The 16,542-nt window shown below is 36.2% G+C and carries 12 protein-coding genes and 1 pseudogene; 11 read left to right on the forward strand and 2 right to left on the reverse strand.

Features of this window, described 5'->3' with window-relative positions; genetic code table 11:
* The first annotated feature begins 52 nt into the window (after window positions 1–52).
* The 9 genes from ETI37_RS01500 (at window position 53) to ETI37_RS01540 (ending at window position 12,690) form a co-directional block, all read left to right on the forward strand.
* Entirely contained in the window at window positions 53–1,696 is a 1,644-nt protein-coding gene (locus ETI37_RS01500) for an alpha-glucosidase (RefSeq protein ID WP_143458363.1), read from the forward strand.
* 1 nt (window position 1,697) lies between these two features.
* On the forward strand, window positions 1,698–3,404 hold the full coding sequence (locus tag ETI37_RS01505) for a glycoside hydrolase family 13 protein (RefSeq protein WP_006585985.1): 1,707 nt from the start codon (window positions 1,698–1,700) through the stop codon (window positions 3,402–3,404).
* A gap of 117 nt (window positions 3,405–3,521) precedes the next feature.
* Window positions 3,522–5,789 (forward strand): glycoside hydrolase family 65 protein, encoded by a 2,268-nt coding sequence (locus ETI37_RS01510; RefSeq protein ID WP_006585984.1) that lies wholly within the window; start codon window positions 3,522–3,524, stop codon window positions 5,787–5,789.
* Window positions 5,774–6,445: a beta-phosphoglucomutase gene (gene pgmB / locus ETI37_RS01515; protein WP_006585983.1), complete on the forward strand. Its 672-nt coding sequence runs from the start codon at window positions 5,774–5,776 to the stop codon at window positions 6,443–6,445. The genes ETI37_RS01510 and pgmB overlap by 16 nt, the downstream gene beginning before the upstream one ends.
* Window positions 6,446–6,450: 5 nt before the next feature.
* Window positions 6,451–7,560, forward strand: coding sequence for an ABC transporter ATP-binding protein (locus tag ETI37_RS01520; RefSeq protein WP_022091345.1), 1,110 nt, complete (start codon window positions 6,451–6,453; stop codon window positions 7,558–7,560).
* Between the two features lie 29 nt (window positions 7,561–7,589).
* On the forward strand, window positions 7,590–9,179 hold the full coding sequence (locus tag ETI37_RS01525; protein WP_143458364.1) for a glycoside hydrolase family 13 protein: 1,590 nt from the start codon (window positions 7,590–7,592) through the stop codon (window positions 9,177–9,179).
* Window positions 9,180–9,200: 21 nt separating this feature from the next.
* Entirely contained in the window at window positions 9,201–10,412 is a 1,212-nt protein-coding gene (locus ETI37_RS01530) for an extracellular solute-binding protein (protein WP_022091344.1), read from the forward strand.
* A 59-nt stretch (window positions 10,413–10,471) separates the two neighbouring features.
* Window positions 10,472–11,830 (forward strand): carbohydrate ABC transporter permease, encoded by a 1,359-nt coding sequence (locus tag ETI37_RS01535; RefSeq protein ID WP_006585979.1) that lies wholly within the window; start codon window positions 10,472–10,474, stop codon window positions 11,828–11,830.
* 2 nt (window positions 11,831–11,832) lie between these two features.
* Window positions 11,833–12,690 (forward strand): sugar ABC transporter permease, encoded by an 858-nt coding sequence (locus tag ETI37_RS01540; protein ID WP_006585978.1) that lies wholly within the window; start codon window positions 11,833–11,835, stop codon window positions 12,688–12,690.
* Between the two features lie 55 nt (window positions 12,691–12,745).
* On the opposite strand, the gene ETI37_RS01545 is transcribed toward ETI37_RS01540, so the two are convergent.
* Window positions 12,746–13,576 carry a helix-turn-helix domain-containing protein gene (locus ETI37_RS01545; RefSeq protein ID WP_022091343.1) on the reverse strand — a complete coding sequence of 277 codons (831 nt, stop codon included), beginning with the start codon at window positions 13,574–13,576 and terminating at the stop codon, window positions 12,746–12,748.
* 96 nt (window positions 13,577–13,672) lie between these two features.
* Here ETI37_RS01545 and ETI37_RS01550 point away from each other — a divergent pair, with 96 nt between their 5' ends.
* Window positions 13,673–14,890, forward strand: a complete 1,218-nt coding sequence (locus tag ETI37_RS01550; RefSeq protein ID WP_006585976.1) for an MFS transporter — start codon at window positions 13,673–13,675, stop codon at window positions 14,888–14,890.
* On the opposite strand, the gene ETI37_RS01555 is transcribed toward ETI37_RS01550, so the two are convergent.
* Window positions 14,887–16,116, reverse strand: a complete 1,230-nt coding sequence (locus ETI37_RS01555) for an MFS transporter (protein WP_143458365.1) — start codon at window positions 16,114–16,116, stop codon at window positions 14,887–14,889. The genes ETI37_RS01550 and ETI37_RS01555 overlap by 4 nt on opposite strands.
* A gap of 97 nt (window positions 16,117–16,213) precedes the next feature.
* Between ETI37_RS01555 and ETI37_RS01560 the strand changes: the two are divergent.
* Window positions 16,214–16,542, forward strand: a pseudogene (locus ETI37_RS01560) (IS982 family transposase); the annotation flags it as partial.

Below are 16,542 nucleotides of genomic sequence, written 5' to 3' on the forward strand. Positions count from 1 at the left end.
AACTGTAAGCGGTTACTTTGATTTGCTAAACTAGCAACAGGAGGACAAGCTTATGAAAAAATGGTATGACGAAGCAATTATTTATCAAATCTATCCCAAGTCCTTTCAAGACAGTAATAACGATGGAATTGGGGATTTACAAGGAATTAAACAGCGAATTCCATACTTAAAAAGACTAGGGATTAACACTATTTGGCTGAATCCTGTCTTTGTTTCGCCTCAAGTTGATAATGGCTATGATGTAGCTAATTATTTTGCAATTGATGAAAAGATGGGCACCATGGCGGATATGGAAGACTTAATTTCAACTCTTCACCAAAATGGTATCCGCATCATCATGGACTTTGTTTTAAATCATACATCAGACCAACATCCTTGGTTTAAAGATGCAATTGCTAATCCTAAAAGTATTTATCGCGACTATTACCTCTTTGCTGGAGAAAATGGACGTCGGCCAAATAATTGGGGTAGCTTTTTCGGTGGCAGTGTTTGGGAGCCAGATCCAAAAACGGGCCAATTTTATTTCCACTTGTTTGATAAACACATGCCTGATTTAAATTGGAAAAATCCAGGTGTGCGCAAGGCGATGCTTGATATCGCAGAATTTTGGTTAAAAAAGGGAATTGATGGCTTACGCTTAGACGCTTTTATTCACATTGCTAAAGCTGATTTTCGGCAAAACTATCCCGCTCCTGAGGGTCAAACTCCAGTAGCTGAACCATTTTTTGCCAACTTGCCAGAAGTAGTTCATTACTTGCGCCCATTTTGTAAGCAAATTAAACAGGATTATCCAGATTGTCTATTATTAGGCGAAGCTGCAAGTGCCAATGTTAATTTAGCTGCTACTTATACAGATCCGGAAAATAATTTACTAGACGCTGCAATTACTTTCCGCTGCTTTACTGAAGATGACAGTCAGCTTGATTCAGCTATTCCAGCCAATTATCAAGTTAAGCCCTTTGACTTTGAAGCTTTTAAATTAACCCAAATGGTCTGGCAGCAGACTTTAGCAGGAATTTCAAAGCCAGTTCTTTACTGGAGCAATCATGATATGAGTCGTTTGCGGACGCGGATTGCTAAAAATGACCTGCAAGCTAAAAGTTTAGCCATGCTTTTATATTTAGAGCGAGGGCTTCCAATTATTTATTATGGTGAAGAGTTAGGACTTAAGAATTTAGCCTTCCAGCAATTAGTTGATTTTAAAGATCAGACGGTTTTTGACTTTGCCAAAAAGGCAGAAAAGCAAGGATATAGTGAAGCTGAAATTTTAACGATGGTTTCGCGAACTCATAAAATGCCAGCTCGTGGAGTTATGCCTTGGAAAAAGACAGAAAATTATGGCTTTAGTAAACGCAAGCCTTGGCTAACTGGTAAAAAACAAGATGAGCATTTTGCAGAAGCTGAAATAGCCGATGCAGATAGCTTTTTCAACTTCTATCGTCAGCTGATTGCGTTAAAGAAGACGCCATTATTTATGGAAGGTAGTTATTACCTTCACCCAACTAGCAATAAGAGCTTTATTTATCAGCGTGATTTAGGCGATGAAAGTGCCTTAGTGGTAGTTAACTTAACTAATAAACCACTAAAAGTAATGACCAAATATCAAAAAGTCATTTTGAGCAATGGCCAATATAGTTTAAATGCCAACGAATTACAGCTAGCACCATTTGCTGGCTTAGTTTTAAGGAGAGATTAAGATGCAAGAAGCAAGTTTACGACACAGACCAGAAAGTGAAGATTGTTTTGTAATTGATAAAACTCATCTTCGCTTACGTTTTCACACTGCCAAAGATGATGTGAAAAAAGTAATTGTTCATTATTTAGATAGTTACTATGATTTAAAAACTGCCCAAACAAAAGAAATGGAAAAAATCGGTAGTGGCCAAGTAGCTGAATACTACATGACAACATTAGAATTACCTTTGCATCGTTGCCAATATACTTTTGAAGTAGTGGGGGAAGATGGCAGTCACCTTATTTATGGTGATCGCGGAATTCGCGAATTTAATGATAGTAACTTATACGATTATGGTCAATTCTTTAAAGTTCCATATTTCCATGAAATTGATATGGCCAAAACTCCAGCTTGGGTTAAAGAAACTGTTTGGTATCAAATTTTCCCCGAGCGTTTTAATAATGGCGATAAAAGCAATGATCCAGTTGGCACTAAGCCATGGAATCCTAGTGATCACCCAGGCAGAGAAGACTACTATGGCGGTGACTTACAAGGAGTCTTAGATAAGCTTGATTATCTACAAAGTTTAGGTATTAACGGTTTGTATTTCTGTCCAATTTTTAAGGCTAGCTCTAATCATAAATACGATACTATCGACTATTTAGAAATTGATCCTGACTTTGGTGATAAGACGCTATTTAAAAAGTTAGTTGATGAAGCACACAAGCGTGGTATGCATGTCATGCTTGATGCTGTTTTTAATCACTTAGGAGATCAATCAAGACAATGGCAAGATGTGGTCCAAAATGGACGTAATTCTAAATACTTTAATTGGTTTCATATTAATAGATTGCCTGTTATGCCATTTACAGATCCCACTAAGGGTGAACAACTTCCACCGTATGATACTTTTGCGTTTGAAAAGCATATGCCAAAACTTAATACTGCAAATGAAGACGTTCAAAAGTATTTATTGAATATTGCAACTTATTGGGTAAAAGAATTCCATATTGATGCTTGGAGATTAGATGTTGCTAATGAAGTTGATCATCATTTTTGGAAAAAGTTTCACGTGGAACTTATGAATATAAATCCAGAATTTTATATCGTGGGGGAAGTTTGGCATTCAAGTCAACCGTGGCTTAATGGAGATGAATTTACAGGGGTAATGAATTATCCATATACCCAGCAAATCGAAGATCATTTTTTAACCAAGAAAATTAGTGCCAAGATGCTAACTGAGGTGCTCTTTGATCAGTTGATGTTATACCGCGATTGTGTCAACAGTGGCATGCTCAATATGCTTGATTCACATGATACGGCCCGTTTATTAACTTTAGCTGGTGACAATAAGGATAGAGCTTTATGTGCTTTAGCCTTTGAATTAGTGCAACCAGGTAGTCCATCTATTTATTATGGAACTGAAATGGCGATGACAGGTGGTAATGATCCAGATTGCCGCAAACCAATGGATTGGACAAAAGAAGGAGATTCATATTGGCAAAAAGTTCATGACTTAATTAAGTTTAGACGCAAGCATTCTACAGTTTTAAGTCGAAGTGATATTAAATTTGCAATCAAAGATGAATTAATCGTAATTAAACATGGTGAGATTACAGCTTACTTTAATACTTCTAATCATGAAGTAGAAATTACTAAAAAATGTAGTGTAAGTAATGGTTATCAAAATGGTGTTTTGAGTCCTAATGGTTATATTTTGTGCGAATGATATCGGTAACAGGAACCTGATACCGGTAACAATAGGAGACACTGTTGTAAAGCGCTTACAAATGACATACAATATAGTTAGTTAGAATAAATCACCAGAAAGTGGTGGGAGAAAATTATGAAAAGAATTTTTGAAATTAACCCTTGGAATATTACAACTCATAATTTTCCAAAGGAGGATATGCGCTTAGCAGAGAGCATAACTTCAATTGGAAATGATTATATGGGAATGCGTGGAAATTTTGAAGAAGGCTACAGTGGTGATAGTTTATCTGGTACCTATTTAGCTGGAGTTTGGTTTCCTGATAAGACTAGAGTTGGTTGGTGGAAAAATGGGTACCCTGAATATTTCGGTAAAAGTATTAATGCCCCTAGTTTTATTGGAATACAAATTTTAGTTGATGGTGAAAAAGTTGATTTGGCAAAGTGTGACTTTTCTGATTATTATCAGAATTTAGACATGCATCAAGGTTTGCTTACTAGAAGTTATATTTACCATGGTAAGAGTGATATCAAGTTTACTTTTGAACGCTTTTTGAGTAATAAGATTCAAGAAGCAGCTTTGATTAAGCTTAAAGCACAAGTGTTAAAAGGTAGCGCAAAGCTTGCATTCATTAGTACTTTAGATGGCAATGTTGTTAATGAAGATAGCAACTATGAAGAACACTTCTGGAAGCCCATTCTTGAAGACGAAAATGAAAAGTGCATTCAATTAATTACTAAAGAAAATCCTTTCCAAGTTCCTCAATTTACAGTTTTATTGAAACAAAACTTGCAGGTAAATGGTGAGAGGGTTCATGGTGAAGTTCAAACTGAAGCAGGCTATTTAGCAGAAAAAGTTACAACGAAGCTAAACTCTGGTGAAGAATATGAACTTGAAAAAGATGTAATTGTTATTACCAGTCGCGATGTTGCACCAGATGAACAACTAGAGCGAGCAGATATATTAATGCATGAGCTTTGTGAGCACAGTTTTGCAGAAAACTTAGCTGAGCATGAAGCAATCTGGAAAAAGCGCTGGAATAAGAGTGATGTTCAAATTAAGGGTTCAGATGAAGCTCAACAAGGTATTCGCTTTAATATCTTCCAATTATTCATGACATATTATGGTCAAGATGCTCGTTTGAATATTGGTCCTAAAGGTTTTACTGGAGAAAAATATGGTGGTGCTACTTATTGGGATACTGAAGCTTATATCATTCCAATGTACTTGGCAATAACACCTGAAGCAGTAACGCGTGCTTTGCTTGAATATCGCCACCGGCAATTGCCAGGAGCATATCACAATGCTAAAGAGCAAGGATTAAAAGGCGCCTTATTCCCAATGGTAACTTTCAATGGTATTGAATGTCACAATGAATGGGAAATTACCTTTGAAGAAATTCACCGGAATGCCGATATACCTTTTGCAATTTATCAATATACTGAATACACCGGCGATGAAAGTTATGTTCAAGATGAAGGTATGGATGTCTTAGTTGGTACTGCAAGATTTTGGGCTGATCGGGTTCATTATTCTAAGCGCAAGCACAAGTACATGATTCACGGAGTCACTGGTCCAAATGAATACGAAAACAATGTCAACAATAACTGGTTTACTAACAAAATGGCAAGCTGGCTTTTAGCTTACACACTTGAAAGGTTGCCTAAGGCAAAACCAGAAGCATTGAAGCGCTTAGCTGTTAGTGAAGAAGAAAAGGCTCACTGGCAAGATATCGTTGATAATATGTACTTCCCTGAAGATAAGAAACTAGGCATTTTTGTTCAACATGATACTTTCCTTGATAAAGATATTCGCCCAGTTAGCACAATCCCAACTGGTGAGCGTCCAATTAATCAACATTGGTCTTGGGATAAGATTTTACGTTCACCATTTATTAAACAAGCAGATGTTTTACAAGGAATCTATTTCTTGAATAATCACTTTACTAAAGAACAAAAAGAAAAGAACTTCGATTTCTATGAGCCATTAACAGTACATGAAAGTTCATTAAGTGCATGTATTCATGCAATTTTAGCAGCAGAACTTGGTAAGCAAGAAAAAGCAGTTGAGCTTTATCAAAGAACTGCTCGTCTTGATTTAGATAACTACAATAATGACACTAGTGACGGTTTACATATCACTTCAATGTCAGGTAGCTGGCTAGCAATTGTGCAAGGCTTTGCTGGTATGCGCTACTACAATGATGAGTTAAGCTTTAAGCCATTTGTTCCAAGGCAGTGGCAAGGATATAGCTTCAAGATGAATTATCGTGGTCGTTTGTTAGAGGTAGCTGTAAATGATGAAGTTAAATTAAGATTGCTTTCTGGTCCAAGCTTAAAGGTGAAGGTTTATGACCAAGAAGTTTTGCTGGAAGAGGGGCAAGAAAAATGCTTAAAGGCTTAATTTTTGACCTTGATGGTGTCATCACCGACTCAGCTCGCTATCACTTAGCAGCTTGGAGAGCGCTAGCCGAAGAATTGGGGATTAACTTACCTGATAAGGCGAGCGATGAATTGCGTGGACTAGCGAGAATGGATTCACTTGAACTAATTCTCCGCTATGGCCATCAAGAAAATAAGTATTCATTAACGCAAAAAGAGGCCTTAGCAGCTAAGAAGAATGCGGCTTATCAACAGGCAATTAAGCAAATGACTCAAGCAGACATCTTGCCAGGGATTTCTAAATTGCTTGAACAAGCACATACTCAAGGCTTGAAAATGGCAATTGCATCGGCTTCAATGAATGCCCCAACGATTTTGAAGCAGTTAGGCTTGCTAGAACAGTTTGATGCAATTGTTGATCCAAAAACTTTAACTCATGGCAAACCGAATCCAGAAATTTATCAAAAAGCTCAGGCCTTACTAGGGCTTAAAGCTGATGAAGTTATTAGTTTTGAAGATGCAGCAAGTGGTATTGCTGCGATTAAAGCTGCTAATCAATTTGCAGTTGGAATTGGCAATCATCAAGTTTTAAAACAAGCGGATTTAGTGGTTATTGATACTAGCGAGTTAGACCTAGCAAAAATCATTGCAATATTTAATAGTAAGAAAGTAGGTTAATGCAAATGGTTGAAATTAACTTAAACCATATTTATAAAAAATATCCTGATGCAGAAAATTATTCAGTAACAGACTTTGACTTACATATCAAAAATCAAGAATTTATTGTTTTTGTTGGGCCTTCTGGTTGTGGGAAGTCTACTACTTTAAGAATGATTGCTGGACTAGAGGATATTAGTAAAGGAACTTTAGAAATTGGTGGCAAGGTCATGAATGATGTTGCTCCAAAAGATCGCAATATTGCGATGGTTTTCCAAAACTATGCCTTGTACCCTCATATGAGTGTTTATGACAATATGGCGTTTGGCTTGAAACTGCGTCACTATTCAAAAGAAGAAATTGATAAAAAGGTCAAAAGTGCAGCAGAAGTTTTAGGATTAGCACATTTACTTGATAGAAAACCTGCAGCACTTTCAGGTGGTCAACGTCAGCGTGTAGCACTGGGACGTGCAATTGTGCGAGATGCTCCAATCTTTTTGATGGATGAACCATTAAGTAACTTGGATGCCAAACTTAGAGTGTCAATGAGAGCAGAAATTGCCAAATTGCACCAAAACTTGAAGACTACAACTATTTATGTCACTCACGACCAGACTGAAGCGATGACTTTGGCTGACCGAATTGTCATTATGTGTGACGGTAAAATCCAGCAAATTGGTACTCCTCAAGAAGTTTACAACCATCCAATTAATCAATTTGTTGCTGGCTTTATTGGTTCACCTCAAATGAATTTCTTCGATGTTATCTACAAAGATGGCAAGTTTAGCGATGGCAAGGGCTTAGTCTTAGAAGTGCCAGAAGGACGCGCTAAGCAACTTGAACAAGCTGGCTATAATGGCAAGAAAGTTATCTTTGGTATTCGTCCTGAAGATATTCACTCAGAAGGAGCCTTCCTTGAAACTTGGCCTAAGAGTGCAGTTAAGGCTAAAGTTGTCGTATCTGAACTTTTAGGCGCTACTAGTCAACTTTATTTGAATGTTGATGGTACTGAATTTGTTGGGATTGTGAATGCCAGAGACTTTCATTCACCTGGTCAAGAAGTAACTGTTGGTTTTGATGTAAACAAGGGTCACTTCTTTGATAGTGATACTAAAAAGGCAATTTTTACTAAATAAAGTAAGCGCTTAAAGGAGGTGCTGCCAAAATGACACCATGGTGGAAAAATGCGTTTGTTTATCAAATTTATCCCAAATCATTTCAAGATAGTAATGGGGATGGCATTGGGGATTTACGAGGGATTATTAACCGTTTAGATTATTTAGAAGAATTGGGTATCGATGCAATTTGGTTATGTCCAATTTATAAATCACCTGGCGCCGATAATGGATATGATATTGCAGACTATGAAGCAATTGATGGACAGTTTGGCACAATGGTTGACTTGGACGAATTAATCCAAAAAGCTCGTCATCATCATATTCGGATTGTGATGGATTTAGTTGTGAATCATACGTCTGATGAACACCAATGGTTTGTTGAGTCACGTAAAAGTCGTGAAAACCCGTACCGCGATTTTTATGTCTGGCGTGATAAGCCAAATAATTTAACATCAGCATTCTCAGGTAGTGCATGGCAATATGATGAAAAAACTAAGCAGTACTACTTACACTTATTTGCAAAAAAACAACCAGATTTAAATTGGAAAAATCCTAAGCTTCGTCAAAAAGTATATGACATGATGAATTTTTGGATTGATAAAGGTATAGCTGGTTTTCGAATGGATGTGATTGAGTGCATTGGCAAAGAGCCAGATCAAGAAATTACTGCAAATGGTCCCCATCTTCATGAATATTTGCAAGAAATGAATCGTGAAACTTTTGGCAAAAAAGATTTCCTAACTGTGGGTGAAACTTGGAGTGCCAGTTTGGCAGATGCTAAAAAATACATTGATCCAAAACGCCATGAATTATCAATGGTTTTTCAATTTGAGGCTAATAGCTTAGATCAAGTTGGCGCTAGCAAGTGGAATCTGAAAAAGCCAGACCTGGCAGAATTAAAAGCAGTTTTGATTAAATGGCAGAAAAATTTGGCTTGGAATAGCTTATTTTGGGAAAATCACGACATTCCAAGAGTAATTTCACGTTTCGGTGATGATGGAAAATATCGTGTGGAATCTGCCAAGATGTTTGCAATTATGCTTCATTTGTTAAAGGGAACGCCATACATTTTCAATGGCGAAGAAATTGGAATGACCAATTGCCCGGTCGAATCAATTGATGACGTTAATGATATTGAAAGTCGCAATATGTATTTTGCAGGCTTGAAAGCAGGTAAGAGTAAGGCAGAATTGTTGCGTGCAATTAATGCTAAGGGACGCGATAATGCTAGAACACCAATGCAGTGGGATGACACGGCTAATGCCGGCTTTACTGCTGGTAAACCTTGGCTACATGTAAATTCCAACTATCGGAAAATTAATGTAAAAAAGTGTCTAGCTGATAAAAATTCAATCTTTTACACTTACCAAAAATTAATTCAATTGCGTCATCAAGATCGAATCGTAGTTGATGGCGACTTTAAAGTCGTTGAAACTAGCGACAAAATCTTCGCGTATGAAAGAGTTTTAGGTGATGAAAAATGGTTAGTAGTATGTAATTTAACTGAGGAAAAAGCCGTTTTTTCATCTGAACAAAAAATACAAAAAAATTTAATTAGTAATTATCCAGCAAGAAACTCATTACAAGAAATAACTTTGAAGCCGTTTGAGGCCTTTGCTTGTAAAGTAACTTGTTAATTGAGTAAGGAGGAAATGAATATGAAAATTTGGAAGAAATTAGCTCTTGCTACAGCAGCTTTAGCAATGGTTGGTACATTGTCAGCTTGCTCAAGTAATAAATCTACCTCATCGACTAGTAATAAAAATCAATTAACCTTGTGGGTTGATACTGAACAAGTACCTTACTATAAGACAATTGCTAAAGATTTTGAAAAGAGCCATAAAGGAATAAAAGTTCGCGTTACTCAAAGTCCAAATGGATCAGCTAATGCTAAGACTGATGTGGGTAAAGACCCAAGTAAAGCTGCAGATGTTTTTGAAGTGCCAAATGACCAATTAGGCCAAATGGCAGAAGCAGGTTACATTAACCCACTTTCACCATCTGATACTAAGAATATTAAGAACAACTACATTGAAACTGCATATAAAGGCGTGGAATGGAAGAACAAGGTTTATGCATATCCATATGCTCAACAAGCTCAAACCATTTACTACAACAAGAGTAAGTTATCAGAAAACGATGTTAAGGATTGGGACACTTTAACTAGCAAGGGTGTTGTTGCAACTGACTTCACTAATGCTTATGTAATGTGGCCAGTATTCTTCAGCGCTGGTACTAAGTTATTTGGTGATAATGGTGAAACATTAAAAGGTTCAACGTTTAACTCACAAGAAGGTGTTAATGCCTTAACTTGGTTTGCAGAACAAAAGAAAAACAAGAACGTTATGCAAACTTCTAACGCTTTAAACCAATTGAAGAAAGGTAAGGCTGCTGCTATTTTAGATGGTCCTTGGAACGCTGCTAACATTAAGAAGATTTTGGGTAAGAACTTTGCAGTTGCCAAATACCCAACTATCACTGTTGGTGGTAAGAAAGTTCAAATGGAAGCATTCTTAGGAATTGAAGGCTTTGCTATTAACTCACATACTGCTAACGCTAAGGCTAGTGCCCAACTTGCAGCATATATCACTAACAAGAAGGCTCAATTAATTGCTCATGATAAAGCTGGCCAAATCCCTGTATTAAAGGCAGCTATTAATTCAAGCGATGTTAAGAGTGATAGTGTTGCAGAAGCTGTAATCGAAATGGCTAAGCCTGGTAACAGTGTTTTGATGCCTAAGATGGCACAAATGGCTACTTTCTGGGACGGTGCAGCTCCATTAATTAGTGGTGCTTACGATGGCAAGATTAAGCCAGCACAATACAAGGCACAACTTGATAAGTTAGCTAAAAAGATTGAAAAGAAATAGTAATTGCTAAGTGAGAAGATGGATTAATAGCCATCTTTTTACTTAAAAAGGAGAAAGCTATGTTTAAGAGAAAAAATCATCTACCTCCAACAGCCACCTTTAAAGAAGTGTGGTCTAAAGGAGATGCTATAACTAAATGTTCATTTTTCATTATGGGTCTAAATGCCTTAAAACATGGTCAATGGGCTAAAGGACTTTCATTACTACTTAGTGAAATCGTCTTCTTTGCTTGGATTGGTTTAACTGGTTTTAGCTCAATCAAAGCTTTGTCAAACTTAGGGCTAATTAAGAAAAAGCAAGTTATTTACGATGCAAGTCAAGGTGTTTATGTCACTAAACAACCTGATAGTTCAGTTTTAATTTTGTTATTTGGTTTATTAGCTTTAATGGTAGTGATGGGCTTCATTTGGCTTTATATCATTAATCTTCGTTCTGTTAGAAAAAATTATGTTTTAAAGCGTGATCATCAACATATTTTGACCAACAAAGAAGAGATTGCCAACTTATTCGATGAACGTTTGCACGCTACCTTGATGACAATTCCAGTTTTAGGGATTTTTCTCTTTACGATTTTGCCAACGGTCTTTATGATTTCGATGGCTTTTACCAACTATGATCGCCAGCATCCAATTGGTTTTTCATGGACCGGCTTTAAAGCATTTGGCAATGTCTTAAGTGGTGACTTATCTGGAACATTCTTCCCAGTCCTTGGTTGGACCTTGATTTGGGCCGTAGCTGCCACTGCTACAACATTTTTCTTTGGTGTTTTATTAGCTTTACTAATTGAATCTAAAGGCATTAAACATAAAGGCTTCTGGAGAACTATTTTTGTCCTTGTTTGGGCGGTACCACAATTTGTTTCACTCTTGATGATGGCACAATTTTTAGATTATCAAGGTGCGTTTAATGCAATTTTGATGAACTTACATTTAATTTCAAGTCCCTTACACTTTATTGATAACCAAGCAGCTCCATGGGTTGCAAGAATTACTGTTATCTTTGTAAATATGTGGATTGGGATTCCAGTATCAATGCTAGTTTCAACAGCGATTATTCAGAATTTGCCACAAGACCAAGTTGAAGCAGCTAAAATTGATGGTGCTAATGCGATTCAAATTTTTAAATCAATTACATTCCCTCAAATTCTTTTCGTAATGGCTCCATCACTAATTCAACAATTCATTGGTAACATTAACAACTTTAACGTAATTTACTTGTTAACTGGTGGTGCACCAATGAACAATAACTACAATGGTGCTGGTTCAACTGACCTTTTGGTAACTTGGTTATATAACTTAACCTTTGGACAAGAACAAAGATACAATGCTTCAGCGGTTTTAGGTATCTTGATCTTTATTTTAAGTGCGACTGTATCATTAATAGCATATCGTCGTACGAATGCATTTAAGGAGGGTTAAACATGAAATCATATACAGCACAGAGAAGACTTTCATTAATCTTCCGTTATGCATTACTGATAATCTTATCTATATTATGGATTTTGCCAATTGTGTGGATTGTCTTAGCTAGTTTTTCTTATAATGATACCGGCTTTGTTTCAACTTTTTGGCCAGAAAAATTTACTTTGCAAAACTACATTGGAATTTTTACCAATCCACAATATCCATTTGGTAACTGGATAATTAATACCTTAATTATTTCAATTACTTCGGCGATTATCTCAACATTTATTACAATTTCAGTTGCTTATGTTTTATCACGTTTACGTTTTAAATTAAGAAAGCCTTTTTTACAAATTGCCTTAGTTTTAGGGATGTTCCCTGGCTTTATGGCTATGATTGCCTTGTATTACATCTTAAAAGGTCTTAATATGTTAAATCTTGGTGGTTTGCTCTTAGTTTATGTTGGTGGAGCTGGTCTTGGATTCTATGTTGCCAAGGGATTCTTTGATACAATTCCTCGTGCAATTGATGAAGCGGCTGAAATTGACGGTGCTACTAAATGGCAAGTATTTTGGAACATCGGATTACCTTTATCTAGACCGATGATTGTTTATACAGCTTTAACTGCTTTTATTGGCCCATGGGTTGACTTCATTTTCTCAGGTATTATTCTTTCAACTTCAGGAAATGCCAAGACTTATACCATTGCTTATGGTTTATACAACATGGTTCACAACAGTAAAGGTGCATCAACTACTTACTTTGCTCAATTCATCGCTGGTTGTGTTATCATAGCAATTCCTATTACTATTTTGTTTATCTTTATGCAAAAATTCTATGTTAACGGAATTACTGCAGGTGCAGATAAGGGATAAGCTAGAATTTATTCAAATAAAAATGCTCTATCTAGTCGATAGGGCATTTTTTGCTTTATTTAATTTGGTTAAAAATAGTCAAAAAATAATGGGCTAAATGATTAGCACCAATTTCTTTTAGGAAGCTAATAGTTTTGATGATTTTTTGCTCGTTAGTTTGATTATGATATTCAGCTAGTTGATTTAAGAAGTGGCGACCAATAATGAGCTGCATATCGCGTTCTTTGAAAGTTAGAGTGTTTAACTTATCTAAGATTTTTTGAGCGTATTTAAAATTATTAGCCTTAAAAAGAGCAATAACAGCTTCAAATAAAGTAGTAATTGCAAAATAAAAAGTGTCATTTCCTGCAGTTTGAATAAAATCTAAATGCTCAATTACTTGATAACTTACTTGGTAAATAATGCGAGGGCTAAGAACGTTGATAATTGTTCGAAAAAGTGAAAGATTCTCTTGTCCCCAAACTGACAAATGTGAGAGCTCTTTGTTTAACAGGTTCTGATTAGAAATCGACAAGAGATTTTTACGGCTTAAGTTGTAGTATAAGCTAGCGCAAATAGCAGCATAGTTTAAGTCAATGAGCTTTTGGCTAGTTTGAAACTTTGCTAGGGCGGTGGTAGTTAATTGTTGCAGTTTGGCTTGATCTTTTGTCAGCCAGGCTCTTTCTAGATCTTGAGAAAGGTCATCTGGTTGATTTAACCCTGATAATGCTAAGAATTCGGCTGGTGTTAGATTAATTCTCTCAAGTAATTCAATTACCTTTTCAAAATCCATCTTGCCTTGGCCATTTTCCCAGCGTGAGAGCATTGAGACTGAGCAGATGCCATTGGCCACTTGACTTAAAGTGATATTCTGCATCTTTCGTAATTTTTTAAAAGTAAAATTCATTTTTATTCTCCTTGTTTTTATCATATATGCAAAAAGTAGAAAAAGCTAAGAATTGATTTTGCTTTAATGCAAATAAAGATATAAGGAGGAAACAAAATGGTAAGACAATCTCAAAAACAACTCCTATTAGCTGTCTCAAGCTTAGGAATTGGCAATTTAGCTAGTTCAATTTTTTCTTTTTGCCTGAGTCTTTATACGTTGCAAAAAACAGGGTCAAGCTTAGTTTTTTCAACAATTTTGTTAATAAACCCCGCAATTAAGCTTTTATTTACACCATTAGTTGGTTATACAGTAGATAAATATCATCACAAGAAAATTGCCATTGGAGCGCAACTAATAAGTATTGTTTTAGATGTGATTTTTCTAAGCTTAATCGAATTACTAAGTTTGAATGGTCAAATTTTATTAATTGCTTTAACAGTAATTGGTTTATCTTTAGCTGATTGTTTTCAAGAAACAAGCTATAAGGCTTCAACTAAATCATTTGTTGCTGAAAAATATCGTCAAAAATTAATTGGCTATGAACAAGTTGTCATAGCAGGGACGGCAATTTTAGCTCCGATTTTAGGTGGGGTAGTTTTTAGCTGGCTAGAGCTTAATTGGGTGACTATTATTGAATTAATTGGAGAAGTAGTTTCGCTGCTACTAATTAGTATGATTGATTTTTATTTGGTTGAGCAGCGCCAAGGTAGTCACTTATCTTCTATAAAAGAATCATTTAAAGCTGGTATCAATTATATTAGACAAGATAAGAACTTGTTAGGCCTATTACTTTTTGCGGTCTTTGCTAATTTCTCTTTAGGAGCAATTGAAGTGGGGCTACCAGTAATTATGGTGAAACAGCTAAAATTAGGATCTGAATTATACGGGATGACTACAAGTTGTTTAGCAATTGGGATGCTAGTAGCTAGTTTATTTCTTGGTAAGCTTAGCTTAAATGGAGCTTATTTAGGATTTACTGGAAGAAATGGCGTAGTATTAGCTGTAATTTTTGCTATTTTTGCTTTTATTGGGCTAGTTAGGAATCCTTATTTAGTAGTTTTTACTTTTGGTTTAGGGATGTTTTTAATTGGTAGTATTTTAACGATGTCGAATTTTCCTTTTGCGATGTATTTAAGAACTCAAATAGCAGAAGAGTATCAAGGACGAGTGGGTTCAACTATGAGTAGTTTAGTTAGTTTGTTATCACCAATTTCTTTTGCTACTTTTGGTTTATTATTTAACACTTTAGCTAGTTTATGGATTTTTAGCTTTTGCGGGGTAATTTTACTAATTGATAGTCTTTTCTTACTAAAAAATAAACACACCTCTTAGCGGGGTGTGTTTTTCTTATTAGCAAAAATTAGAATTATTAAGAAGTTAAGTAGTAAGGTAAAGCCTGTTACCCAAAAGACTGCTTCATAATTTGCAAAGCCAGAAATTCCAGAACCTAGAAGAGATCCTAAGACAGCGCCGATAGCTTGGAAAGATTGGTTATAACTGAAAATTCTACCAAAACTTTCACTTGGCGTGTTTAAAGTTAAGACGGTTTGTGCAGCGGGCATCATAGCAGCACTAGCAATGCCGAGTAAAAATCTTAATCCAGCTAAGATCCAAGGAGAGTTTGTAAGTGCCATAGGTGCAAATAAGATAGCGCCGATGATTAATCCTAGGCGCAAGACTTTTAGTGGGCCTATTTCATCCATTTTATGGCCGATTTTTGATGCAGCTACCATTGTTCCGAGCCCTGGAGTTGCAGCCACAATTCCGGCAATTAGGGCGACGCTCTTGCTCCCTGGCATCATGGACTTAACATATAATGAAACAATTGGATCAATCGACATTGTTGCTGACTGAACCAGCATGGTTGTAATAAACATCGCAACAATTAACTGGATACTAGGTAAAGAAGCCATAATTTCTTGCATAGGTTTCATTTTTTCGCGTGAAACCGGGGTAAAGTGTTCTTTTACAAAGAAAGTTGTACTTAAAAATACCATAAACATTAGAAAACCTGTAATGAAAAATGGAATGCGATAGCCCCAAGCACCACCTAGTAAATTCCCGAAAAAGCTTGAAAGAGCACCACCAAGTAGAGGTCCAACTAAGTTGCCAGCAGTACCAGCAGTCATCATTTGACTCATGACCCAGCCACTTTTTTCATGGGGCGTTTCACCAGCCATCAGTGCAGTCGCGTTATTAATATAACCTGAAAAAGATCCTTGAATAAAGCGCATAATTACAATGTATATTGCATTGGGTGCTAGTCCAGTTAAAGTGATTGTTAATGCCATAACACCACTGGCTCTCATGCACATTAATCGACGACCTTTTTGGTCAGCTAGGCTTCCCCAAAATGGTGAAACAATTGCTTGAGCGATAAAGGTCATAGCAAAAGCTAAGCCAGAATAAAGATTGATTTCTAATTTGCTATAGTTACCTAAATCTGAAATAAATAATGAAATAAAAGGCATGGTCATTGAATATCCCATACCGGTAATAAATGAACCTAGCCATAGGGTATAGAATGAACGATGCCAATTTTTAGATAAATCTGAAATACGCGTGGTGCTAGTTAAATCGTTTTAGTTAATAAAAAAGTCCAATCTTGTTAGACTCGACTTGTAAATAGTAATAATAGAAAAGAGTCTGATCTGATTGAACTGTCTTAAGCTTAAGCGTTTTAGCCACCATTTACAAGTTAGTTTTAAAGATTTAGTGATAATTTGTCGGCACTGGTATCGTTTGTATGCACCGGCTGAGTTTACTCATCGGCGAAATATTGATCAAATTAAAACTACGGACAGTCTGATTTTGGCTTTACTTATCTGGCAAGCTAAGACAGGAATTGAATCACAAAGAAGATTCTGTGAATGTTTCAATTGTTTATCACACTCACGTTTTAATCGGCGTTCACGTCAGCTATTGCAATTGATTTATCAGATACGGCAAGAAATGAATAAAAAGGTTGACCTGAATGGACATTT

The organism is Lactobacillus mulieris (assembly GCF_007095465.1).
Classification (GTDB): domain Bacteria; phylum Bacillota; class Bacilli; order Lactobacillales; family Lactobacillaceae; genus Lactobacillus; species Lactobacillus mulieris.